The following is a 22,917-nucleotide window of genomic DNA, read 5'->3' as shown; positions in this document are numbered from 1 at the left end:
GCCCTCGCGCTTACTGCTTTTCGACCAGCCTGCTCACCATCGCGTGAATCGCGGTCAATTGCGACCCAGACTTCAGCGCATAATCCTGGCCTGTATAGCCAAACCAGTCCCAGCACCCGTCGGGATTGAACGGCACCGTCGATGCATTCACCTGCGGATACAACACGATAATGTTGTTGCTATCGGCCCAGTAGTTATAGCCCGTGTTCGCATAGAAGTCGTTGCCTACCACCGCTGCCGATTGCTTGCAGCCGTGGAATGCCACATGCACCTTGCAATCCGCGCCCTCGGCGCAGGCCTTCGGCACGTACACAAACCCCGTGTCCGCCATGCCTGTCGCGGCGCTGGCAAATTCGCGCTGATTGAATTGCAGGATTTGGCCACCCAGCGTATGCGCCGGCGGATTCAGCTTGCCGTAGATCTGCTGAAGCAACGCACCCGCCTGGTCGTACTTCTTCTTGTCAATCGAACAGTGATTGATATACGGCGGCGCATTATCCGCACAGACATTGCCGAACGTCGGTGCAATGAATGCGTGACCGGCCGGGACATCGTTCACGTACTGTAGATTGGACTTGGGCACGCCCGCCTGTTCGAAGAACGAAACCGTCGCATCCACGGCCTGCTGATGCACGACCGTATCCTTCGTACCGCTGAACACATAGATCCGCGCCTTTTGCAGATTCGAAAGCGAATCGATCTGGTTCAAGGTCGCAAAGCCCGCGGCAGCCGTCACCATGAGCGACGGGTTAGGCGGGACGAACGGAACCTGCCCCATGCAGATGGTGGTGTTGAGGAGATTGCCCGCGGCGCAGTAGTACGGACCACCCGCCACCACGCCCGCGCCCATTACCGAGCCCGAATAGGCAACCTGATACTGGACCGCCATAAAGGCGCCCGACGAAAGTCCCGAAACTGAGACCTCGGAAGGATCACCGTGGTAAGGCGACAGCGCGTCGGCGGCGAGCGCGGCCTGGGTGAGCGTGAATGCGGCTGCGAGAGTGCCAATGGCAAAGCTGCGAAGCGATTTCATTGTAATAACTCCTGTGGCATGGCGTGTCGTAACGGAGGTCTCATGCTTCATGCCACATCTTGCCCACCCGAATCTTCGAAGAGTCCGCGCGTGTGTTTGATCGGATGAATGTGGCCGTCGAAGTATTTCGGCAAGCAAAATATCCGTCAAACCTCTTTTCTCGCCGCGTGAATCCGATACAACGGTGTCGTATTGCTGTCACCCGGCACATCTAGAAACGCCCTACGCACAAGGCATAAAACGCACAAAACTCATAGCGCAGCCAACGCTTTATCGCAATTGGATGCCGATCCTTTCGTAAGGAATTGCGCGCCGCATAAATGGCAACGCGTGGTTTGAGAACATCTAAAACGACGACGAATTTTTGCGTGATTTTTTATTTTTATCTATTGCGCACCAACACCACACGCTCACCCGCTACTGCGTATATATCGTCGCCTGCCGCTTCGGCACGCACCTCAAAACCGCCCGTAAATGCACCGAAAGCTGGCAGCACACCCACATGCCCACCCACCCTGAAACAGGGCAAACGCACACGATCGAAGCCCGTTGCGAGCCGGATCACGGGATGCTCATGCCCCGAGAGTACATAGGCGCCCTCAACCGGCTGCGGATGATGACAAAGCGCCCATGGCCCGATCCGATGGGGCTCAATAACAGTCTCCACGTCGAACTCGGCCGCCAATGCGCCCGCGTGCTTATCATGATTACCTTCGACCAATACCAGACGCACGCCGCGATGCTTCAAACGCCACCGACGCAACGCAGTGAGCATTTCCTCGGCGTGCGATTCGCGTGCGTGCAGTAAATCGCCGAGAAAGAAAATCGATTCAGGCTGGTGAGCAGCAATCAGATGATCCAGACGCGCCAGTGTTTCACCTGTCGAGCCCGCCGGCACCGGGATGCCACGCGCGCGAAACACGGCGTCCTTACCCAGATGCACGTCCGCCACAAACAGGCACCTGAGAACGGGATCGAAGGCGGCGCGCCACGCGGAGAGCACCAGTGCATGTCCATGCACGTCGATGGTCAGCGTTTCAGCGCGCATGATCGCCCTCACCGTCCTGGCGCTGCGCGGCCTTTTCGAGTTCGGCAAGCATGCGCTCGACACGGTCGGCGAGCTTCTCGGTCGTGACCTTTTCGCGCAGTCGTCCGACGATCAAGGGAAACGCAAAAGGCGTTGGCTTCTTCGGCTGCGTCAGCACCAGGCGGCTCTCGCTCATGCGCTCCAGCGCGGCACGAATGCGCTGGAGTTCGAGTTCCTGCAACATGACCTCGTTATCGGCCTGTTCGAGCAGCAGATTGCTGCTGTCGTGCTTGCGAAACACCTCGTAAAACAGCCCGCTCGATGCCTGCAACTGACGTGCGCTTTTTTGCTGGCCAGGATGGCCCTGAAAAACCAGTCCCGAAACTCGTGCGATCTCGCGAAACCGCCGCGCGGAGAGCTCGGACGCATTGAGACTGGCAAGAATGTCGTGCTCCAGTTGATCCGGAGAAAACAGGCCCGCTTCGATCAACGTCTGCCAGTCGAACGGTTGCGCAGACAACAATTCGAATCCATAGTCATTCATCGAAATCGAAAACGTGCTCGGCTGATCGCGCGCGACACGCCACGCAATCAAGGAACCCAGCCCGATATGCGCCATGCGCCCCGCAAACGGATAGCAGAAGAAGTGATGCCCCTCACGCGAACGCACCTGCTCCGCCACCAGCACGCCGGGCCCCGGCAACGCAGACCATCTGGCCTGCAGGTCCAGCAGCGGCTTGATCGCGCGCATTTCCGGCTCGTCGTAGATGCCGTCGTTCGCGCGGGCCAGCATCACCAGCGCGGCTTCGGCCAACTCGGAAGATAAAGGCATCTTGCTGCCCGCCCATTGAGGCATCGCACCACGCGACGATGTCGCGCGCTTCACGTAAGCCGTCATCTCACGCACCCGCACGAGTTCGAGCGAGCGACCGCCGAACGTAAAAACATCGCCGGGTTTCAGACGCGAGATAAACGACTCCTCCATCGCACCAATACGGCCCCCCGACAGATACGCAACATTGATCGTTGCATTGGCAACGATGGTGCCAACGTTGTTGCGATGGCGCCTGACCAGGTCGTCGCGCGGGACGCGGTAGACGCCATCGGCACCGACGACGACGCGATGGAAGTCGGGATAGGCCGCCAGCGACGCGCCGCCGCGCTCGACGAAGGCCAGCGCCCAGTCGAACTCGGCGGGCGTCAGATCGCGATAGGCGTAGGCCGTACGTACTTCGTCATAGATCGCCTCGCGCGTGAAGCCGCCGCCGATGGCCACGGTCACCAGATGTTGCACGAGCACGTCGAGCGGCTTGAGCGGCATATCGCGCCCCTCGATGCGGCCGCCTTCGATGGCCCAGCGCGCCGCCGCCGCTTCCACCAGTTCGAGCGCATGCGTCGGCACGATGGTGACGCGCGAGGTACGTCCCGGCGCGTGCCCGGAACGGCCCGCCCGCTGCATCAGACGCGCGACGCCCTTGGGCGAACCGATCTGGAACACGCGCTCCACGGGCAGAAAGTCCACACCCAGATCGAGGCTCGACGTACACACCACCACTTTAAGCAGGCCGTTTTTCAGGCCCGATTCGACCCAGTCGCGCACTTCCTTGTCGAGCGAACCATGATGCAGTGCGATCACGCCGGCCCAATCGGGCCGCCGCTCCAGCAGCGCGCGATACCAGATCTCCGACTGCGAACGCGTGTTGGTGAACACCAGCGAACTCTGCGCCTGATCGATTTCATCGGCGACCGCGCCCACCTGACGCGTGCCCAGGTGCCCGCCCCAGGGAAAGCGCTCGATCGTCTCGGGAATCAGCGTATCGACGATCAGCGTCTTGGGCTGCGCACCGCGCACGATCACGCGCGGCGTGCGCACGGCATGCAGCAGCGCATCGTGCGCCAGCGCAAGATTGCCGAGCGTCGCCGAAAGCCCCCACACCTGCAGCTCGGGCCGCCAATGGGCGAGACGCGCAAGCGCCAGCTGCGTTTGCGTGCCGCGTTTATTGCCAAGCAACTCATGCCATTCGTCGACCACCACGAGCCTCACGTGCGCGAGCGCCTCCTGCGCGTCCGCGCGCGTGAGCATCAGCGTCAGGCTTTCCGGCGTGGTCACCAGCGCCGAAGGCATGCGGCGGTTCTGGCGCGCGCGCTCCGTGGACGACGTGTCGCCCGTGCGCAGTCCCACCGTCCAGGGCACATTCAGGCCTTGCACGGCGCTTTGCAAGGCGCGCGCGCTATCGGCGGCGAGCGCGCGCATTGGCGTGATCCAGAGCACCGTGAGCGGCGCGGGCAAGGCATTGCGCTGCGAACTCGCGGTCGTGCCCGCATAGGCCGCCAGCGCGCCGATCCATACCGCCCACGTTTTCCCCGCGCCGGTGGTGGCGTGCAACAGCCCGCTTGCGCCGCGCGCGATTTCGCGCCAGATTTCCTGCTGGAACGCGAAGGGCCGCCAGCCGCGTTCATCGAACCACTGCGCGATGCGTTGCTCGATCGGCCTCTGCGCGCCGCTTGCATCGTATTCGAAGGGTTCGGGATGAAACTGTTCGGCGGCAGCGGCATCGTGCTTTGCCTGCGCCTCGCGCGTGCGGGGAATACGACGCGGCCGCGGCTCATTCATGTCTGGGCCTCGTCGAGAAAGCCCTTGAGCATGGCGAGCGTGTCAGCGTCTTCGATCGACTTGTCCGTGCGCCAGCGCAGCATGCGCGGAAAACGCACCGCAATGCCCGACTTATGGCGCGGACTCGCCTGGATCCCCTCGAAGCCAATCTCGAACACGAGCGTCGGCGTCACGCTGCGAACGGGGCCAAACTTTTCGATGGTCGTCTTGCGCACGACGGCGTCGACCTTGCGCATTTCTTCGTCGGTGAGACCGGAATAAGCCTTGGCGAACGGCACCAGCGTACGCACGCCATCGGCTTCGTCCCAGACCGCGAAGGTGAAATCCGTGTAGAGGCTCGCGCGCCGCCCGTGGCCGCGCTGGGCATACAACAGCACCGCGTCGATGGAATACGGGTCGATCTTCCACTTCCACCACGTCCCCGCCTCCTTGGTGCGCCCCACGCCGTACATCGACGCGCGCTCCTTCAGCATCAGCCCTTCGACGCCGCGCGAACGGCTTTGCTCGCGCAACGTAGCCAGTTCGTCCCAGTTGTTCGCGCTCACGAGCGGCGATACGCGCAACAAGTCCGGCGCGCTCGACGTCGCCAGCGACTGCGCCAGCGCATCAAGCCGCACACGCCTTTGCGCTAGCGGCCCGGTGCGTAAGTCCTGCCCCTGCGATTCGAGCAGATCATAGGCAAGCAGCGCCGCCGGCGATTCGCTGAGCACCTTCTTCGTCAGCGATTTGCGCGCGATGCGCGGCTGCAGGCGCGCAAACGGCAGCGGCGCCAACGCATCGGGCTCCCACGCGAGAATCTCGCCGTCGATCACCGTGCCGTCGGGCAAGGCCTCGCCTAGCGCCACGAGTTCGGGAAAGCGCTCGGTCACGAGATCCTCGCCGCGCGACCAGATCCAGACCCGGCCCGCGCGCTTGACCAGTTGCGCACGAATGCCATCCCATTTCCACTCGACGATCCAGTCCGACACCGCGCCCAGCGTCGCAGGATCGGCCTGCAACGGATGCGCGAGAAAGAACGGATACGGCAGGCCGATATCGCTTTCATGCGGCGTATCGACATCGTCACCTTCGGCGGTGGGCGCGATCAGCCGCAGGTAGCGCGCGGCGCTGGGTGTCTGGCGCGAATCCGTCCAGCCGACCATGCGCTGCGCGATGCGCTTGTGATCCACCCCCGCCACCCGCGCGAGCGCGCGCACCACCAGTTGCCGCGATACGCCCACGCGAAAGCCACCGCCGATCAATTTGGTCAGCAGGAAGCGCTCGCCCCAGTTCAACTCGTCCCAGTAGCCAGCCAGACGCTCACGCAACGCAATCGCGTCGATGCCGCGCAGCGTCAGCACACGCTCCTCGATCCACTGCGCGAGGCCCAGCGCCGTTTCGCGCGTGGCAGGCGGCAGCACGTGCGCAATGGTTTCGGCCAGATCGCCTACGGCCTGATACGACTCTTCGAAAAGCCACGGCGGCAGACCGGCGCGCTCACGCGCGCATTCGACCAGCACACGCGTCGGCACGGACTGACGCGGCTTGCCGCCCGCCAGAAAATACGCGGCCCATGCGGCGTCTTCGGGTTGTGCGCTCGAGAAATAGGCGATCAGCGCTTCCAGCTTGTCGTTGGTGGACGTGGTGGCGTCCAGTGCGGTGTAGAGCGCGGCGAAGCGTTTCATTGCGCGGCTTCCGGCGTGCTCGCGGCCTGCGCGGCATCGGCATCGGCTTCGACGGCTTCATCGCCATATTCGGTCGAGAAGGCGCCAGCATCCAGACCTTGCTCCGTGAGCCATCGCACCATCGGCTCGATCTGCCCATGCGTGACGATGACCCGCTGCGCACCGCTCGCGCCAATCGCGTATTGCAGCCCCGGCCAATCCGCGTGATCCGATAACACGAAGCCGCGATCCACGCCGCGTCTGCGCCGCGTGCCGCGCAACCGCATCCAGCCCGAAGCGAATGCGTCGCTATAGTCGCCAAAGCGGCGCATCCACGCACTGCCTTGCGCGGACGGCGGCGCAATCACGAGTGCCTGGCTGAATGCGCCCTTCTCCCGCGTGGGAACGTCGCTCACGAGCCGCGTTGGCGGCAGATCCACGCCGGCGTCGCGATAGGCGCGATTCAACGGCTCAACCGCGCCGTGGCAAAAGATCGGACCGATGCCGCGATTCACGCCCGCCAGCACGCGCTGCGCCTTGCCGAACGCGTAGCAGAACAGCACCGAAGCGCGGCCTTCGGCGGCGTTGTGCTGCCACCAGGCATCGATGCCGTCGAAGATGGTCTGCGACGGCTCCCAGCGATAGATTGGCAGTCCGAACGTGGATTCGGTGATGAAGGTATCGCAGCGCACCGGCTCGAACGGCGCACAGGTAGGATCGGGCTCGACCTTGTAATCGCCGGACGCCACCCATACGCGCCCGCCGTGTTCGACCCGCACCTGCGACGAACCGAGCACATGTCCGGCCGGATGGAGCGACACGCGCACGCCCTGGATATCGATCGCTTCGCCGTAGGGCAGCCCCTGCACATCGATGCCTGGCAGGCGTGAAAGCAGCACGCCCAGTCCCGCCTGCGCGGTCAGATAGCGGGTATGGCCGAAGCGCGCGTGATCGGCATGCGCGTGAGTGATGACGGCGCGCTCGACCGGCCGCCACGGATCGATATAAAACCCGCCAGGCGGGCAATAGAGGCCCTCGGGACGGGCGATGATGAGATCGGAAGCACTATCCACCTGTATTCACCTGTCGTCACGGATGTCCGGTCAAGTTCCGCCGATACGGCAGCTTAACCTCGGGAGCGAAAACCGTTCCCGGACGTGAAGAAGAGGTAAAAGCATGCAGGGATCGATTTCGTCCGACGATTGCTCACTTCGCCAGCACGATTCGAGAGCGCCTTGAAATCAGGTTTTTTCGGGTGAATTCCCGCCGTGCAGGCCGCCGAAATGCCGCGCCATGAACAGCCCCATTCCCAGCATGCCGATCCCGAAAGGCAACACGTCATGCGTCGCCTTGAAGGCAAAATCGCCGACATGACACAGCAGCAGCCACGCAAACACCAGATTGACGAATCCCCACACCACATTGACCGTGGACGACGAGAGCCCTTTACCAGGCGGCTTTGCAAACGGACTCTGGAACGGCGCTCCCGACACGCCGCGCACGAAATGCGGCACGGCATTGGTGAGCAACGCGCCTCCGAAGAAATGCGCAACAGCATGCAACCAGGGCATCGCAGACGCTCCTTTTATCGAAACACGAAACTGGGATCAGAAGTCGGCCAGGCGTTGCAGCAGTCCGACCGTAGCGGCGAGTTGCGCCTGTTCGCGCACGGAAAGCTGCGCCTGCAGCGCGCGCACGAGCCAGTCTTCCTTGGCCGCGCGACTGGCCTGCAATGCCTTGCGGAATTTCGGCGTCACGTCGATAAGCGTCTGGCGACCGTCGTTGGGATCGGCTTTGCCTTTGACTGCGCCTTGCGCTTCAAGGGCTGCAACGGTGATGCGCATCGATTGCGGCTTCACGCCCTCCGCGCGCGCCAATGCGGACACCGTGGCCGGGCCGCCGCGCTCCAGTTGCAGGAGCACGGATTTTTGCGCGGCACTCAGGTCATCGGATTGGGAATGCTCGCGCACGCGGCGCAGCAGTTTGCCGACGCTCACGCGCAGTTCACCGGCGAGCGCGGCAAGATCGACGGGGTCGGAGGACAATGGACGAGTCATGCCCGAACCATAGCATATATACAGCTAAACTGTACATATAAGCTGTATGTATTTCAGGCCAGGCGTCGTCCGTCCTGTGCGCGAATCGCCGCGACGAAATCCTTCGTCGGCCATGCCTCCTGCAGGGCGCGCCTGAATAGCACCTGCTGGCTTTCCGGCGCCAGGCCGCCTAGCGGCGGATCGCTGTCGAGATTGGTGGGAAACGGATAACCCTCCGCACACGAGGCAATCACGGCATCGGTCTGAGCTTCCGTCAAAGCATCGCGCGCAATCCGTTCAAGCAGCACGGGATAGAGCGCTTCGCACATCGTCACGCGGTCGAGCGATTCCATCGCCCGTCCATAGGCCGATGAAACCTGCAGCAGATTCGCCATGCGCTGCACGTTCGCGGTGCGATTCTCGCCGGCAGCATGAAACAGCGCGGGATTGAAGAAAATCACATCGCCCTTTTCCAGCGGCAATTGCCGCTGGTGCGATTCGAAATAATCACGAAAGTCCTGCCGCCGCCATGCCAGATAACCCGGTGCGTAGCGCTGCGAAAACGGCAGCAGTTTGGTCGGCCCGCTTTCGATGGGCATGTCGCTATGCGCCACCGCGCCCTGCAGCGTCAGAAACGGCGACATTGCATGCACCTGCGCGGGATAGCGCTGCGCCTGCTCGACCGTCTGAAAACCCAGGTGATAGTCGCGATGCGCCTGCTGCGCCGCGCCACCCGGCCGCACGACATTGACCTGTGCCGTCATCTGATAACACGGCCCTAGCCACGCTTCGGATGCGGCCACCAGCAGGGGATTGGCGTAATAGCGCGCGAACACCTCGGGCGCGCGCAGACAGAGCTTTTGCTGTGCGTTCCAGATGCGGTCGTTCGCGCCTGCTTTCGCGAAGTGATCGGCGGCTGCGCTGCCTGCCGCGCGCTCGTCGTGGATGATGGCTTCGAACACAGCGGTCGCGGCATCGATCGTTGCGGTGTCGGCGTAAGCGCGCTTGAGCACGAACACACCCGCGCCCTGCTCCAGCACGTCGGCCCATTCCTGCTGCAGGCCCATGCGGCTCAGAGGATCTTCGAGCGTGCGACTAAGGGCCGAGCAATCGTAGAACGGTACATGCTCATGGACGCTCTGCGCGTGCGGGGTGCGCACTACGTCGCGATGGCACTCTACGACCTCAATGAAATCGACGAGCGAGCAATCCTCTTCCCGATAATACCGATCGTACCGTTGGTGGCGATCTGGCTGCATGGCGTCTCCGTGGCAATGTTCTGGTTTGTGCGTTGAAGATATCGCCGATCGAACCTTCTGCGTGAACCCAAACACATCAAGAATCCCTCAAGCGCCGCAAAAAATCGCGCTGCTGCGCCCGTTTTCGCATCAACTGCTGCTTGGAACGCCCTGCCTGCCGCGATACCGTTGGCGATCCCGCCTTCTCCGCGGCTTTCTGGCAGCTTCCCGGTAGTCACCATGTATCGCTACAACGAATTCGACAAAGCCTTCGTCGCGAACCGCGCCGCGCAATTCCGCGACCAGATCGGGCGCTGGCAGCGCGGCACGCTCAGCGAAGAAGCCTTCCGCCCCCTGCGCCTGCAAAACGGCTGGTATGTACAGCGCCACGCGCCCATGCTGCGCGTCGCGGTCCCCTATGGCGAACTGTCGAGCGCACAAATGCGCGTGCTTGCGCGCATCGCGCGGGAATACGACGCGCCGCACGAGGATGTCTATCGCAGCGCGCTCGACGCGCAACGCAAACTTGGCACGCGCCATCTGCCCACCCATCACGCGCACTTCACGACGCGCACTAACGTACAGTTCAACTGGATTGCGCTGGAGAAGGCCGCCGACGTGATGGACCTGCTCGCCACCGTCGATATGCACGGCATCCAGACCAGCGGCAATTGCATCCGCAATATCTCCTGCGACGAGCGCGCAGGCGTTGCGCCCGACGAAATTGCCGATCCGCGCCCCTTCGCGGAAATCATGCGCCAGTGGACCACGCTGCACCCCGAATTCGCTTACCTGCCGCGTAAGTTCAAGATCGCCATCAGCGGCGCTGCCGAAGACCGCGCGGCCACCGACTGGCATGACGTCGGCCTGCGTCTCGTGCGCAACGAGCAGGACGAACTGGGCTTTCGCGTCGCGGTGGGCGGCGGCATGGGGCGTACGCCGTTGATCGGCGTGGTGCTGCGCGAATTCCTGCCGTGGCGCCAGATCATGAATTACATCGAAGCCGTGGTGCGCGTGTACAACCAGTTTGGCCGCCGCGACAACAAGTACAAGGCGCGCATCAAGATTCTCGTGAAAACCGAGGGACAGCGCTTCATCGATGAAGTCGAAGAAGAATTCCGCCAGATCGTCGAATGCGACGGCGGGCCGCATACGCTGCCCGAAACCGAACTGGAACGCGTGAGCGCTTGTTTTCAGGTGCCTGCGCAGGCTTTTGCGCAGCGCGCCGCGAACCCTGCCGCGACTGCCGCCCGCGACGCTCAGGCCGCCCGCCAGCCGCAATTCGCGCGCTGGCTTGAGCGCAATGTCGCGCTTCATCGCGAGCCAGCGCTGCGTATCGTGACCCTCTCATTCAAGCGTCTGCTGCAGGCGCCCGGCGATGCGTCCGCCGAACAGCTTGAACGCGTCGCCGATCTCGCGGAGCGCTTTTCGGCGGGCGAAGCGCGCGTCACGCACACCCAGAACATCGTGCTGCCGTGGGTCCACGCCGACGATCTGCTACCGCTCTGGCAAGCCGCCGTGGCCGCCCAGCTCGCCAGCGCCAACGTGCACCTGCTCACCGACATGATCTCCTGTCCCGGCGGCGACTTCTGCGCGCTCGCCAACGCGCGTTCGCTGCCCATCGCGCAGCGCATCATGGAACGCTACCAGGATCTCGATGAACTTAACGACATCGGCGAGATCGATCTGCACATCAGCGGCTGCATCAACTCCTGCGGTCATCATCACAGTGGCCACATCGGCATTCTGGGCGTCGATAAGGATGGCGCGGAGTGGTATCAGATCACGCTGGGCGGCGCAGACGGTTCCGCGCGCAGCGGCGAGGCGCGGCCCGGCAAGGTGATCGGGCCGTCGTTTGCCGCGCATGAAGTGTGCGACGCCGTCGAAGCGCTGATCGCGCGCTATCTCGCGCTACGGGAGCGCAGTGGCGCGCGTCATGAGACCTTTATCGAAACCGTGCGGCGCGTGGGGCTCGACCCGTTCAAGGCGGCAGCGGACAGCGTGCGCGCAAGCGCGGAGGCCACGGCATGAAGAAGCAACGCATTCGCCTCGTGAGCGCACACGAACACGCCGCCGATCCCGAGGGCGCAACCCTCACTCTGGCCAATGACGCCGACCCGCTGGCGCACGCTCTGGAAATCGCAGGCGCGGCGCGTGTGGAACTCCAGTTCCCGACCTTCACCGATGGCCGCGCATTCAGCCAGGCCTGGCTCGTGCGGCGGCGTCTGGGTTTCAAGGGCGATTTGCGCGCGACCGGCGAGGTGCTCGCCGATCAACTGCTGCAGATGGAGCGCACCGGTTTCTCCAGCGCGGTGCTTCAGGAAGGCGTCGATCGCGACGAGGCCGAGCGCCAGCTCGAACGCTTCGCCTGCTTTTATCAGGCCGATGTGCTGAGAGCCGCGCCGTGGAGCGCGGCCACGGTGTCCGACGACTGAGCATCCTGCCTCAAGGCGGGTTAGCGACGTACGTGGCAACGCGTCCATCGATAAAAGGCCTCGCATGCCTAAAGAGCGGATAAGGATCGACACACCGCGCGGGATGTCGATCTGGCCATTGCGCGTGGCGTGAGGAACTCACTATCGCATCACACGGACGCGCTCGCCCATTGCACGAACACTTTTCCCGCTTCGCGCAGCACCGCTTCGCGCGCGTCCATGCTCACGCCAGGCGCGTCGTAATACGCGGCGACCAGCAAAGGCGCGCGGCCTGGCGGGCGCACCAGCGCGTAGTCGTTGGTCTCTTCTTCGACGCTCGTACCAGGCCGGTCGGCCGCTTGCCAGCCTGCGGGCAAGACCGCCCGCAGGCGATTAAGCCCCGGCTTGCAATCGATCATCCAGCGCTCCAGCTGCGCGCGCGATTGCAGGCTTAGCACGTCGCCCAGCAGCACGGCGCGCGCGGCGGTCGCCATGGCCTGGGGCGTGGTGGTATCGAGCACGCCGCTGTAGCGGTTCGAATCCGGTTCGTAGCGGTCAGAGCGGGTGACGCTATCGCCGATCCCGCGCATGAACTGCGTGAGCGCCGCCGGGCCGCCCACACTGCGCATCAACAGGATTGCGGCGGTGTTGTCGCTTTGCTCGACGATAGCCTGGCATAGGGTATGAACCGGCAAGGCGCCGCGCGCCACATTGGCCTTGGTCACCGGCGACGTGAAGATGAGATCCTGCGCTGTGTAATGCACGAGGCGTTCGCGTTGCTCCTTGCCCGCGTCCACGCGCGCGAGCACCTGCGCGGCAAGCATGCCCTTGAAGGTGCTGCACATCAGAAAGCGCTCGCCCGCGCGATGTTCGAGCGTGCGGCCCGTGCCGGTATCGATAGCGTAAAAGCCTAACCGGCCGCCTTGGCGGCGTTCGATATCGGCAAGAGGCGAGCTGTTCTGCGCGAAGGCTGCGGGCGCAACGATCGCGCCTGCCAGCAGGGGAAAGCCGATCAACAGTTTGCGACGGGTAGGCGAATGGGTCACGGAGGTTCCTGATTGCGTGAAAGCCAGCTGTATCGACAAATATGGTCACATGAAACCGGAGCGCGTGAAAGCCCGCAACCGTTGCGCATCGGATTGCGTTTCGGATTTCACTTCGGATTGCACTTCGATCAGCCTGTGAAAGGCTTTTGATTGGCGCGGAAATCCGCGGGCTATACTTCCCCATCCCAAAAACCCGATGCCAGTTCGCCCCGCATGAGCCTTTCCGTCAAGAGCGTGCGCTACTTCATTGCCGTGGCCGAAGCCGAGTCGGTCACGGGCGCCACGCAAACGCTCAACATCTCGCAGTCCGTCATCACCGAAGCCATCAAGGGACTCGAAAGCGAACTGGGCGCGCAGTTGTTCGTGCGCCATGCGCGCGGCATGGTGCTCACGCACGCGGGGCATCAGTTCCTGCGCCACGCCCATCAGATTCTCGCGGCCGTGCGCAACGCGCAGCAGGCTTTATCGGCGCGGCCAGACTCCAAGACCGGCCGCCTGAATGTGGGCGTCACGAGCCTGATGACCGGCTATTTCCTGCCCTATCTGCTCGATCACTACAAACGCGTCTATCCAAAGGTCGAAGTGCAGGTGATCGAGGATCAGCGGGACTACATCGAACATCTGCTGGTGAACGGCGAACTCGACGTCGCGGTGCTGATCGTCTCGAACGTGGAAAACAGCCAGGCGATCGAAACCGAATCGCTCATCAAGGCTGCCTGGCGTTTATGGCTGCCCGCCAATCACGCGTTGCGCGGACTGGGCAGCATCTCGCTTCAGGAGATCGCCAACGAAGGCATGATCATGCTGAAGGTCGACGAGCTGGAGGACAACACTACGGCCTTCTGGCGCGCCGCCGGGCTGCGGCCGAACACGGTCATGCGTACGGCTTCGGTGGAGGCGGTGCGCAGTCTCGTCGCCACGGGTGCGGGTCTGTCGATCCTGCCCGACGTGCTCTATCGCCCCTGGTCGCTCGACGGCGACCGGCTGGAAGTGCGCAAGATTCTGGGAGAGATGCCCACGGTCGATATCGGCATTGCGTGGCGGCGCAGCCTCGCGCTGCCGGAGATGGTGCAGCACTTTCTGGTGGTGGCGCGCGAGTATTCGCGCACGCACAACAAGAATTCAATCTGATTATTCGATAGATCGCCGATTGCGTTCGCAAAGAACGAATGTTCGCCATTCACGCGATATCGGCGTTCGGGTTTTCACGTAGCAGCCTTTCCTGCCGGCGTTGGTCGCGCCGTTCCCGCCGTTCGCGCACCCATTTCGTTCTGTTTTACCGATAGCTCGTATCTGGGTTTCGGTCTGGCTGACAAAAAAATCCGGCTCCTAGAATAGCTCCGACCTTCATCGCAACGCCTCAGAAGCCGCCCGCCAAGCCTGCGGAGCGCGCAAGAGAACAACCGACTACGAGGATCCGGAGCATGTCGCACAACGTAAAACTCGCCGCCGCCATCGCCCTTGCCGCACTCGTCAACACCGGCCTGGCCAGCGCCGCCGCGCCACTCGAACCACTTAAACAGCTCGGCAAGCCAGAAGGCCAGGTCAACATCATCGCGTGGCCTGGCTATATCGAACGCGGCGACACCGACAAGAAATACGACTGGGTTACCGGCTTCGAAAAGGAATCCGGTTGCAAGGTCAACGTGAAAACCGCGGCGACCTCGGACGAAATGGTCTCGCTGATGAACCAGGGCGGCTACGACCTCGTGACGGCTTCGGGCGACGCGAGCCTGCGCCTTGTCTACGGCAAGAAAGTGCAGCCGATCAACACCGCGCTGATTCCTGCATGGAACACCGTCGAACCGCGCCTGCAGAACGCGCCGTGGCATACGGTCAACGGTGTGCATTACGGCGTGCCGTATCAGTGGGGCGCAAACTTCCTCGCCTATAACACGAAGATCTTCCCAAAGGCGCCCACTTCGTGGTCGGTGGTGTTCGAACAGCAGACACTACCCGACGGCAAGAGCAACAAGGGCCGTGTGCAGGCCTATAACGGCGCGATTTATGTGGCCGATGCCGCCGTCTATCTGATGCACAAAAATCCGGCGCTCGGCATCAAGGACCCGTACGAACTGAACGAAGCGCAATACGCCGAAGTGCTCAAGGTGCTGCGAGCGCAAAAGCCGCTGGTGCACCGCTACTGGCACGACGTCACGGTGCAGATGAACGACTTCAAGAATGAAGGCATCGCGGTATCGAGCGCCTGGGGTTACACGGTCAATTCGCTGCAAGCCGAGAAATTCCCCATTGCCGCGACGATCCCTCAGGAAGGCGCGACGGGCTGGGCCGACACCACCATGATGCACGCCGACGCCCCGCATCCCGTGTGCGCCTACAAGTGGATGAACTGGTCGCTCAACCGCAAGCTGCAGGCGGATCTGGCCGAATGGTTCGGCTCGAACCCGGTGATCACGGGCGGCTGCAGCCAGAAGGCCGTGGGCGGTTCGAACTTCTGCGCGGCCAATGGCTACGACCGCTTTGAGCAGATCCACTTCTGGAAGACGCCGGTGGCCAGCTGCTCGCAGGGTCAATGCGTGCCGTATAGCCGCTGGACCCAGGACTTCATCTCGATCATGGGCGGACGATAGGACTTCTTATGAACAGCGCAGTCGAATTTTCGAAAGTCTCGCGTCACTATGACGGCGTGCGCGCCGTGGACGACGTCTCGCTGGTGGTCGAGGACGGCGAATTTTTCTCGATGCTCGGGCCGTCCGGCTCGGGCAAGACCACCTGCCTGCGGCTCGTTGCAGGCTTCGAGCAACCCAGCGCGGGCCGCGTGGTGCTGCACGGACGCGACGCCACCGGCCTGCCGCCCTATCAGCGCGACGTCAACACGGTGTTCCAGGACTACGCGCTGTTCCCGCACATGAACATCCGCGACAACGTGGCGTATGGACTGCTGGTGAGCGGCGTGGACAAGCGTACCCGTCACCGCCAGGCGGAGGAAGCGCTGGAACTCGTGGCGCTTGGCGGCTACGGCGCGCGTCGGCCTGGGCAGCTCTCGGGCGGCCAGCGTCAGCGCGTGGCGCTGGCGCGCGCGCTGGTGCGGCGTCCGCGTATCCTGCTGCTGGATGAGCCGCTTGGCGCGCTCGACCTCAAGCTGCGCGAACAGATGCAGACCGAACTCAAGGCGCTGCAACGCAAGCTCGGCGTCACCTTCGTCTATGTCACGCACGATCAGGGCGAGGCGCTGTCGATGTCGGATCGCGTGGCCGTGTTCAACAAGGGGCGCATCGAGCAGGTGGACACGCCGCGCAATCTCTACACGCGCCCGGCTACGCCATTTGTGGCGGATTTCGTCGGCACCTCCAATGTGATCGCGGATCCGGCATCGCTGCAACGCGTAGGCAGCGCGCAGCCGTTCTCGATCCGCCCCGAGCATATTCGCTTTGCCCACGCGACGAATCCCAGCGCGGACGATGTCCACCTGTCCGGCAAGCTCGTCGATATTCAGTACTACGGCGCAACCAGCCGCTTCGAAGTCCGCTCCGAAGCCGGTCAGATGCTGGCCGTGACGGTCGCGAATCAGGACGATGCCAACGCCGCACTGCCGGAAGTGGGCGCGAACGTCACGCTCGCGTGGCCGCGCCGCTCAATGGTCGCGCTGGAGCAGCGGGGATGACCATGGCGACGACTTCGAATTCCGCCATCGTGCGCGCGCCCGACAAGCGCGATGGCATGGTGCGCCGCGCGTGCAGCTTCCTGCATCGCCACGCGAATCTTTATCTGCTCCTGCTGCTGTTGCCGCCGCTGCTGTGGTTTGGCGTGGTGTATCTGGGCTCGTTGTTCGCGCTGCTGCTGCAAAGCGTCTGGCGTTTCGACGACTTCACGATGGCCGTGAGCCCCGATTTCACGCTAGCGAATTATCTGGCGCTGATCCGCGACGCCGCGAATCTCGACGTGGTCTTGCGCACCACCGGCATGGCCTGCTGCGTCACGCTCGCGAGCGCCCTGCTGGCGTTTCCCGTCGCGTATTACATGGCGCGCTACGCAAAGGGCTGGAAAAAAGGCCTTTTCTACGTGGCCGTGATGCTGCCGATGTGGGCCAGCTATATCGTCAAGGTCTACGCCTGGACCGTGATCCTCGCGCAAGGCGGCGTGCTTTACTGGCTCATCGACACCCTGCATTTGCGCGGCGCGCTCGATGCGCTGCTGCGCGTGCCGGTGATCGGCGGCGATTCGCTTTCGACTTCGAATATCGGCCGCTTTCTGGTCTTTACCTATATCTGGCTGCCGTTCATGATCCTGCCGATCCAGGCCGCCATCGAACGCATTCCCGCGAATCTGCTGCAGGCATCCGCCGATCTGGGCGCGCATCCGGGCCAGACGTTTCGCACCGTGATCCTGCCGCTGGCGTTTCCGGGCATAGCGGCGGGTTCGATCTTCACGTTCTCGCTCACGCTCGGCGATTACATCATTCCGCAACTGGTGGGACCGAGCGGTCTGTTCATCGGCACCATGGTCTATACGATGCAAGGCTCGATCGGCAACGTGCCGATGGCCGCGGCCTTCACGGTCGTGCCGATGCTGCTGATCGGCGCATATCTCGTCATCGCCAAACGCCTGGGAGCCTTCGATGCACTCTGACGCCCAACCCTCGCGCCTGTTGCGCTGCGCCGCCTGGGGCGGACTCGCCTTCCTGCATCTGCCGATCCTCGTGGTGGCGCTCTACGCGTTCAACACCGAAACCAGCGCGTTCAGCTTCCCGCTCAAGGGCTTCACGCTGCACTGGTTCGCCGATGCCTTCGCCCGCGACGACATGCTTGAGGCCGCGTGGCTGTCCGTGAAGGTCGCGCTGCTCGCCACGCTGCTTGCGGTGATACTCGGCACGGCGGCAGCGGGCGCGCTGTATCGGCGCAACTTCTTCGGCAAGGAAGCCATCACCTTCGCGCTGATCCTGCCGATTGCGCTGCCTGGCATCATCACCGGCATCGCGCTGCTTTCGGCATTCAAGACCGCGAATCTGGACCTGGGCTTCTGGACCATCGCCGTTGGCCACGGCACCTTCTGCGTGGTGATGGTCTACAACAACGTGGTCGCGCGACTGCGGCGCATGCCCGCGAGTCTGATCGAGGCGTCGATGGACCTGGGCGCGGACGGCTGGCAGACCTTCCGCCATATCGTATTGCCGCAGATCGCCACGGCGCTACTCGCGGGCGCGATTCTCGCCTTCGCGCTGAGCTTCGACGAAATCATCGTCACGACGTTTACGGCGGGCCAGGAACGCACGCTGCCGATCTGGCTGCTCAACCAGCTTTCGCGCCCGCGCGACGTGCCCATCACCAACGTGGTCGCGCTGATGGTGATGGCAGTCACGATGATCCCGATTTTTGGCGCGTGGTATCTCACGCGCGACACCGAAAGCACGGCGGGCAGCAGCCGCTAGCCTCCAGTCCGATCTCCAGTCCGATAGTTCACCCAGAGAAATCACATGGAAAAATCGTTGCAAACCAGCCTTCTGATCGGTGGCGAGTTCGTGCCGGGCCAGGGCAGCAAGGAAAACATCCTCAACCCGTCGACGGGCGAAGTGATCGCGCTCGTGGCGGAAGCCTCGCTCGAACAGGTGCAGGCGGCCACTGCCGCCGCCAGCCGTGCATGGCCAAAATGGTCGCGCAGTACGCCGAAGGACCGCGCCACGCTGCTGCTCAAACTCGCCGATGCCATCGAAGCACGCGCCACCGAATTCGCACGCCTCGAATCGCTCAATTGCGGCAAGCCCTATGTGGGCGCGCTCAACGACGAAATCCCCGCCGTCGCCGACGTATTCCGCTTTTTCGCGGGCGCATGCCGCACGCAGCACGGTCCGATTGCAGGCGAATATCTCGAAGGCCACACCAGCATGATCCGGCGCGATCCGATCGGCGTGGTGGCGTCCATCGCACCCTGGAACTACCCGCTGATGATGGCCGCGTGGAAACTCGCGCCTGCCGTCGCGGCGGGCAATACGGTCGTCCTCAAGCCCTCGGAACAGACACCGCTCACCACGCTCAAGCTCGCCGAACTGATCGCGGCGATTTTCCCCGCGGGCGTCATCAATGTGGTGACGGGACGCGGCGACACCGTGGGCGCGCCGCTCATCACGCAGCCGCAGGTGCGCATGATTTCGATCACCGGCGACGTCTCGACCGGCCAGCGCATTCTCGAAGCCGCTTCGCGCTCGGTGAAGCGCACGCATCTGGAACTGGGCGGCAAAGCGCCGGTGATCGTATTCGACGACGCCGATCTCGACGAAGTGGTCGCGGGCCTGCGCACCTTCGGCTTCTATAACGCCGGCCAGGATTGCACGGCCGCCTGCCGCGTGTACGCCGAAGGCAAGATTTACGACAAACTCGTGGCCGATCTGTCGAGCGCGGTGGGCTCGATCCGCTACGGCGAGCAGCACATGGAAGGCGTGGAAATGGGCCCGCTGATCTCCGAGCGCCAGCGCGGACGCGTAGCGAGTTTCGTCGAACGCGCCGCGAGCCAGAAGCACATCGACATCACCACGGGCGGCAAGATCGCCGACACGCGCGGCTTCTTCTACGAACCGACCGTGATCGCAGGCGCGCGCCAGGACGACGAAATCGTGCGCCGGGAAGTGTTCGGTCCGGTCGTTTCCGTCACGCGTTTCGAAGGCACGGAACAGGCCATCGACTGGGCTAACGATTCGGACTTCGGCCTGGCGAGTTCAGTCTGGACTCGCGACGTCAACAAAGCCTTCAAGGTTGCCGCTGAACTGCAATACGGCTGCACGTGGATCAATACGCACTTCACGCTGGTCAGTGAAATGCCGCACGGCGGTATGAAGCGTTCGGGCTACGGCAAGGATATGTCGATGTTCGCGTTGGAGGAGTACACCTGCGCGCGCCATATCATGGCGCGCTTCTCCTGAGCCTGCGTGGTGCTACGCGTGCAGAACCAGCTTCTGCACGCGCCAGTTCAATAATTCGGCTACGAACAAGGTGTTTTCGGCGGGACACGCCATCTGGTGAATCCAGCCGAACTGCTTTAGCTGCTTGCCCGATTCGCCCAGCACACCTAACAGTTTCCCATCGAGCGTGAGTTTGTAGATGCGGCCCGGCCACGCGTCGGAGCTATATAGCACGGGGTTCGGACCGGGTGAGATGCAGATCGCCCACGGCGAGCCCGGCGCAAAGGTCCCCTGCGCGAGCACGGCTTCATCGGGAATATTGCCGATGGCGGGACGTGCGCCTGCGGGCACCGGCACGTCGATAGTGAACTGGCGCAAATACGTGCCGTCGGTATCGAACACCTGAATGCGCCGGTTGCTGCGATCCGCCACATAAACGCGGTTCTGCGCATCCACCGCAATGCTATGCGGCGTATGGAACTGGCCCGGAGCCTTGCCGCGATCGCCCCACGATTTCAGCCAGTTGCCGTCCTTATCCACCTTCGCCACGCGCGAGTTGATATAGCCGTCGCTGATATAAGCGTTGTCATTGCTGTCCCAGGCCACATCGGTCACCTGACGGAAGCGGCCGGGCTCCGCCGGCAGCGGCGGATCGGGATGCTTGAGCGGCGCGGTTTCCTCATCGGCGGCTTCCTGCTTGCGTCCGAACACCATCGCGACGCGCCCTTGCGGCGTGAACTTGATGACCATGTCCGAGCCCTTGTCGGTGACCCAGATATTATCGTGACGGTCGATCTTGACCGTGTGTGCGAACGACCACGCGTAGAGATGCCGGCCAATTTCGCGCACGAAACGCCCATCGGGCGCGAACTCGAACAACTGCGCGGCGGCCGCGCCATAAGCCGGCCCGCTGGTGTTGCCGCGCGACAGCACGAAAATATGGCCTTGCGAATTCACCGCGACGCCCGAACACTCGCCGAGATATTCATCGACGGGCAAACGCACCGGATCGGGCACGGAATCATAGGCAAGGGTCGGCACGCCTTGCGCCAGCGCCAGATCCGGCAACGCCGCCCATGAAGCCGAAGCGGCCGCCGCCGCCAGAAAACGGCGACGCGACCAGCCATCGCCACAGCACACGCAAGACATGGAATGTTGTGAAGTCACGAAACGATCCCCCTCTTGTCGATGAAGTGAACGATTCAGTCTAGTTCACGCCCGCCGCGATGCATCGGCGCGCGGCCCAACGCGGTATGCTTGCGGCTCGCTTACGTTTTATTCGGGCATTCAAGGAGACAGGGCATGAACGGCAAATTGACGGTGGTGGGCGTGATCGGCACGGGTTTGATGGGCGTGGGGATCGCGACGCAATGCGCCCTGCACGGTCTGCGCACGATCGTCCATGATGTCGATCCCGCACGCCTCGCGGGTGTGAATGGCAAGGCGCAGGCGGTGCTAGACGAACTGATCGATGCCGGTCGTATCGATGCAGCCGCACGCGAAGCCGCGCTCGCGCGCATTGAAACGAGCGCGCAACTCGACGTCATGGCGCACGCGCAATTCGTCTTCGAAGCCGTGCCCGAAGTCCTCGACCTGAAACACCGGCTTTACGCGCAACTCGACGCCGTGCTCGCGCCCGACGCGATTTTCGCAAGCAACACCAGCGGTTTCGAGCCCGACAAACTCGCGCAGGCACTGAGCGCGCCGCAACGTTTCGTGATCGCGCATTTCTGGAATCCGCCGCATATGATTCCCCTCGTCGAAGTGGTGCCGGGCAGCGCCACCACGCCCGATGTCACAGCGCGCACCGAAACGCTAATGCGCGAGATCGGAATGGAGCCGGTGGTGTTGGCCAAGGCGATTCCCGGTTTCGTCGGCAACCGGCTGCAATTCGCGGTGCTGCGCGAAGCGCTCAATATCGTGCGCTCGGGCGCGGCCAGTCCCGAGGTGGTCGACCGTGTGATGAAGGCTTCATTGGGACGTCGCTGGAGTATCGTCGGGCCGCTCGAAAGCGCCGATATGGGCGGTCTGGATACCTTCGTCGATATTGCGTCGCATCTGATGCCCGAACTCGCGAAAGACGAAGGCGTCATTGATCTGCTGCGCGAACAGGTGGACGCCGGGCGCGTGGGCGTGCGCAGCGGCGCGGGGTTCTACGAATGGGATGACGCGCGGCTCGCGCATGTGAAGGCGGCGCGGCGCAAGCTGATTGCGGGCGGTTGATATCGCATCGATATCGACGGCTGGCGCTATGCGTTCATGCGCGTAGCCGCCACGAATTGTTATAGGCGCTATCGAGCGCTAGTCGCACGCGGAACAAACCATCGCTCGCGCGCGAATGCCCTGATTCGGCGGGCAACAGCCTGAGTAGCCCTTTGACGATATAGAGCAGGATCAGCGCGCCGAGCAGATCGCCGCCGAACATCATGCTGTAGCTCTCCAGCAGATTCTGCGTGGTGCCCGCCAGCGCAAACCAGATGTGGTGCAAGGTGGCGTTGGTGAAGGCGACCGCAAACGCCAGCACGAGCAGTCGCCTGGGCGTGAGATTCACCAGCGACGCCTTGAGGCCATAACGCTCGAGCGCCAGCCGATAAACGGCGTACGGTCCCACCGAACTGATGATCGCACCCGCGATCGCCCGTACCGGATCGTGCGGAAAATAATGGAAGAAGTCGACCAGCAAGGCTGCGATCAGCAGCCCGATCGCGCCGTCCATGCCCAGTAGCAGCGTACTCAGCAGGCGAATGCCGGTGGGCAGATAGATCCATTCGACGAAGCGCGGAAAACCACTGTGCAGAAACAGCCGTTCGTCGACCCAGAGCGTCAGCAGGTAGACCAGCACGGTGCCGGAGATCGACCAGAGATGCAAACGTAAGCTGCCCATCGCCGTGTGTATATCCAGATCGGGTGAATGCCACGCTGGATCATAGCTCACGCCCGTGTCAGCCGCTGAAAGAGAAGAAGCCGGCGCGTGGCCGGCTTCCAGGTACTACATGTGGGCGCTTTGTGTTAG

21 protein-coding genes are annotated in these 22,917 nt (G+C 63.1%); 10 read left to right on the top strand and 11 right to left on the bottom strand.

Annotation, left to right across the window (positions count from 1 at the left end; all coding sequences use genetic code 11):
• Positions 1-10: 10 nt before the first annotated feature.
• The 8 genes from F3J17_RS01790 to F3J17_RS01755 all read right to left on the bottom strand — a co-directional run bounded on the left by F3J17_RS01790 (position 11) and on the right by F3J17_RS01755 (position 9,543).
• Positions 11-889 carry a PHB depolymerase family esterase gene (locus F3J17_RS01790; RefSeq protein ID WP_240160782.1) on the bottom strand — a complete coding sequence of 293 codons (879 nt, stop codon included), beginning with the start codon at positions 887-889 and terminating at the stop codon, positions 11-13.
• A gap of 526 nt (positions 890-1,415) precedes the next feature.
• Positions 1,416-2,081 carry a ligase-associated DNA damage response endonuclease PdeM gene (gene pdeM, locus F3J17_RS01785; protein WP_167053203.1) on the bottom strand — a complete coding sequence of 222 codons (666 nt, stop codon included), beginning with the start codon at positions 2,079-2,081 and terminating at the stop codon, positions 1,416-1,418.
• Positions 2,071-4,674 (bottom strand): ligase-associated DNA damage response DEXH box helicase, encoded by a 2,604-nt coding sequence (locus tag F3J17_RS01780; RefSeq protein WP_167053201.1) that lies wholly within the window; start codon positions 4,672-4,674, stop codon positions 2,071-2,073. The genes pdeM and F3J17_RS01780 overlap by 11 nt, the downstream gene beginning before the upstream one ends.
• On the bottom strand, positions 4,671-6,338 hold the full coding sequence (locus F3J17_RS01775; protein ID WP_167053200.1) for an ATP-dependent DNA ligase: 1,668 nt from the start codon (positions 6,336-6,338) through the stop codon (positions 4,671-4,673). The genes F3J17_RS01780 and F3J17_RS01775 overlap by 4 nt, the downstream gene beginning before the upstream one ends.
• A complete protein-coding gene (locus tag F3J17_RS01770; RefSeq protein ID WP_167053199.1) occupies positions 6,335-7,390 on the bottom strand; it encodes a ligase-associated DNA damage response exonuclease in 1,056 nt (351 codons plus the stop codon). The genes F3J17_RS01775 and F3J17_RS01770 overlap by 4 nt, the downstream gene beginning before the upstream one ends.
• A 168-nt stretch (positions 7,391-7,558) precedes the next feature.
• Positions 7,559-7,888 (bottom strand): hypothetical protein, encoded by a 330-nt coding sequence (locus F3J17_RS01765; protein ID WP_167053197.1) that lies wholly within the window; start codon positions 7,886-7,888, stop codon positions 7,559-7,561.
• 36 nt (positions 7,889-7,924) lie between these two features.
• Complete coding sequence (locus F3J17_RS01760; RefSeq protein WP_167053195.1) at positions 7,925-8,374, bottom strand: MarR family transcriptional regulator; 450 nt, start codon at positions 8,372-8,374, stop codon at positions 7,925-7,927.
• A gap of 53 nt (positions 8,375-8,427) precedes the next feature.
• Entirely contained in the window at positions 8,428-9,543 is a 1,116-nt protein-coding gene (locus F3J17_RS01755) for a phytanoyl-CoA dioxygenase family protein (RefSeq protein WP_345891133.1), read from the bottom strand.
• Here F3J17_RS01755 and F3J17_RS36535 point away from each other — a divergent pair.
• From F3J17_RS36535 to F3J17_RS01745, 3 genes are all read left to right on the top strand, one after another.
• A complete protein-coding gene (locus tag F3J17_RS36535; RefSeq protein ID WP_345891137.1) occupies positions 9,484-9,648 on the top strand; it encodes a hypothetical protein in 165 nt (54 codons plus the stop codon). The two genes, F3J17_RS01755 and F3J17_RS36535, sit on opposite strands and share 60 nt — an antisense overlap.
• Before the next feature lie 183 nt (positions 9,649-9,831).
• Positions 9,832-11,622, top strand: coding sequence for a nitrite/sulfite reductase (locus F3J17_RS01750; protein WP_167053191.1), 1,791 nt, complete (start codon positions 9,832-9,834; stop codon positions 11,620-11,622).
• Entirely contained in the window at positions 11,619-12,026 is a 408-nt protein-coding gene (locus tag F3J17_RS01745) for a DUF934 domain-containing protein (RefSeq protein WP_167053189.1), read from the top strand. The genes F3J17_RS01750 and F3J17_RS01745 overlap by 4 nt, the downstream gene beginning before the upstream one ends.
• Before the next feature lie 149 nt (positions 12,027-12,175).
• Here the strand turns inward: F3J17_RS01745 and bla are convergent, their stop codons facing one another.
• Positions 12,176-13,051, bottom strand: coding sequence for a class A beta-lactamase (bla, locus tag F3J17_RS01740; RefSeq protein ID WP_167053187.1), 876 nt, complete (start codon positions 13,049-13,051; stop codon positions 12,176-12,178).
• A 213-nt stretch (positions 13,052-13,264) separates the two neighbouring features.
• Here bla and F3J17_RS01735 point away from each other — a divergent pair, with 213 nt between their 5' ends.
• From F3J17_RS01735 to F3J17_RS01710, 6 genes are all read left to right on the top strand, one after another.
• The gene (locus tag F3J17_RS01735) at positions 13,265-14,182 is read left to right on the top strand and encodes a LysR family transcriptional regulator (RefSeq protein ID WP_167053186.1); all 918 of its coding nucleotides are present in this window, start codon (positions 13,265-13,267) and stop codon (positions 14,180-14,182) included.
• Between the two features lie 293 nt (positions 14,183-14,475).
• Complete coding sequence (locus tag F3J17_RS01730) at positions 14,476-15,642, top strand: ABC transporter substrate-binding protein (protein WP_167053184.1); 1,167 nt, start codon at positions 14,476-14,478, stop codon at positions 15,640-15,642.
• A gap of 8 nt (positions 15,643-15,650) precedes the next feature.
• Positions 15,651-16,676 (top strand): ABC transporter ATP-binding protein, encoded by a 1,026-nt coding sequence (locus F3J17_RS01725; RefSeq protein WP_167053182.1) that lies wholly within the window; start codon positions 15,651-15,653, stop codon positions 16,674-16,676.
• A 2-nt stretch (positions 16,677-16,678) separates the two neighbouring features.
• A complete protein-coding gene (locus F3J17_RS01720) occupies positions 16,679-17,641 on the top strand; it encodes an ABC transporter permease (RefSeq protein ID WP_240160715.1) in 963 nt (320 codons plus the stop codon).
• A complete protein-coding gene (locus F3J17_RS01715) occupies positions 17,631-18,440 on the top strand; it encodes an ABC transporter permease (RefSeq protein ID WP_167053180.1) in 810 nt (269 codons plus the stop codon). Before F3J17_RS01720 ends, F3J17_RS01715 begins: the two co-directional genes overlap by 11 nt.
• A 45-nt stretch (positions 18,441-18,485) precedes the next feature.
• A complete protein-coding gene (locus F3J17_RS01710) occupies positions 18,486-19,925 on the top strand; it encodes a gamma-aminobutyraldehyde dehydrogenase (RefSeq protein ID WP_167053178.1) in 1,440 nt (479 codons plus the stop codon).
• A gap of 12 nt (positions 19,926-19,937) precedes the next feature.
• Here the strand turns inward: F3J17_RS01710 and F3J17_RS01705 are convergent, their stop codons facing one another.
• The gene (locus F3J17_RS01705) at positions 19,938-21,053 is read right to left on the bottom strand and encodes a peptidyl-alpha-hydroxyglycine alpha-amidating lyase family protein (RefSeq protein WP_167054408.1); all 1,116 of its coding nucleotides are present in this window, start codon (positions 21,051-21,053) and stop codon (positions 19,938-19,940) included.
• Positions 21,054-21,206: 153 nt separating this feature from the next.
• Between F3J17_RS01705 and F3J17_RS01700 the strand changes: the two genes are divergently transcribed.
• Positions 21,207-22,127 (top strand): 3-hydroxyacyl-CoA dehydrogenase family protein, encoded by a 921-nt coding sequence (locus tag F3J17_RS01700; RefSeq protein WP_167053176.1) that lies wholly within the window; start codon positions 21,207-21,209, stop codon positions 22,125-22,127.
• A gap of 34 nt (positions 22,128-22,161) precedes the next feature.
• On the opposite strand, the gene F3J17_RS01695 is transcribed toward F3J17_RS01700, so the two are convergent.
• On the bottom strand, positions 22,162-22,788 hold the full coding sequence (locus tag F3J17_RS01695) for an MASE1 domain-containing protein (RefSeq protein WP_167053174.1): 627 nt from the start codon (positions 22,786-22,788) through the stop codon (positions 22,162-22,164).
• Between the last annotated feature and the right edge of the window lie 129 nt (positions 22,789-22,917).

The organism is Burkholderia sp. Ax-1719 (genome assembly GCF_011753055.1).
In the GTDB taxonomy this organism is placed as follows: domain Bacteria; phylum Pseudomonadota; class Gammaproteobacteria; order Burkholderiales; family Burkholderiaceae; genus Paraburkholderia.
Note: the sequence above shows the minus strand (reverse complement) of the source record. Positions and strands in the feature narration are given on the sequence as shown.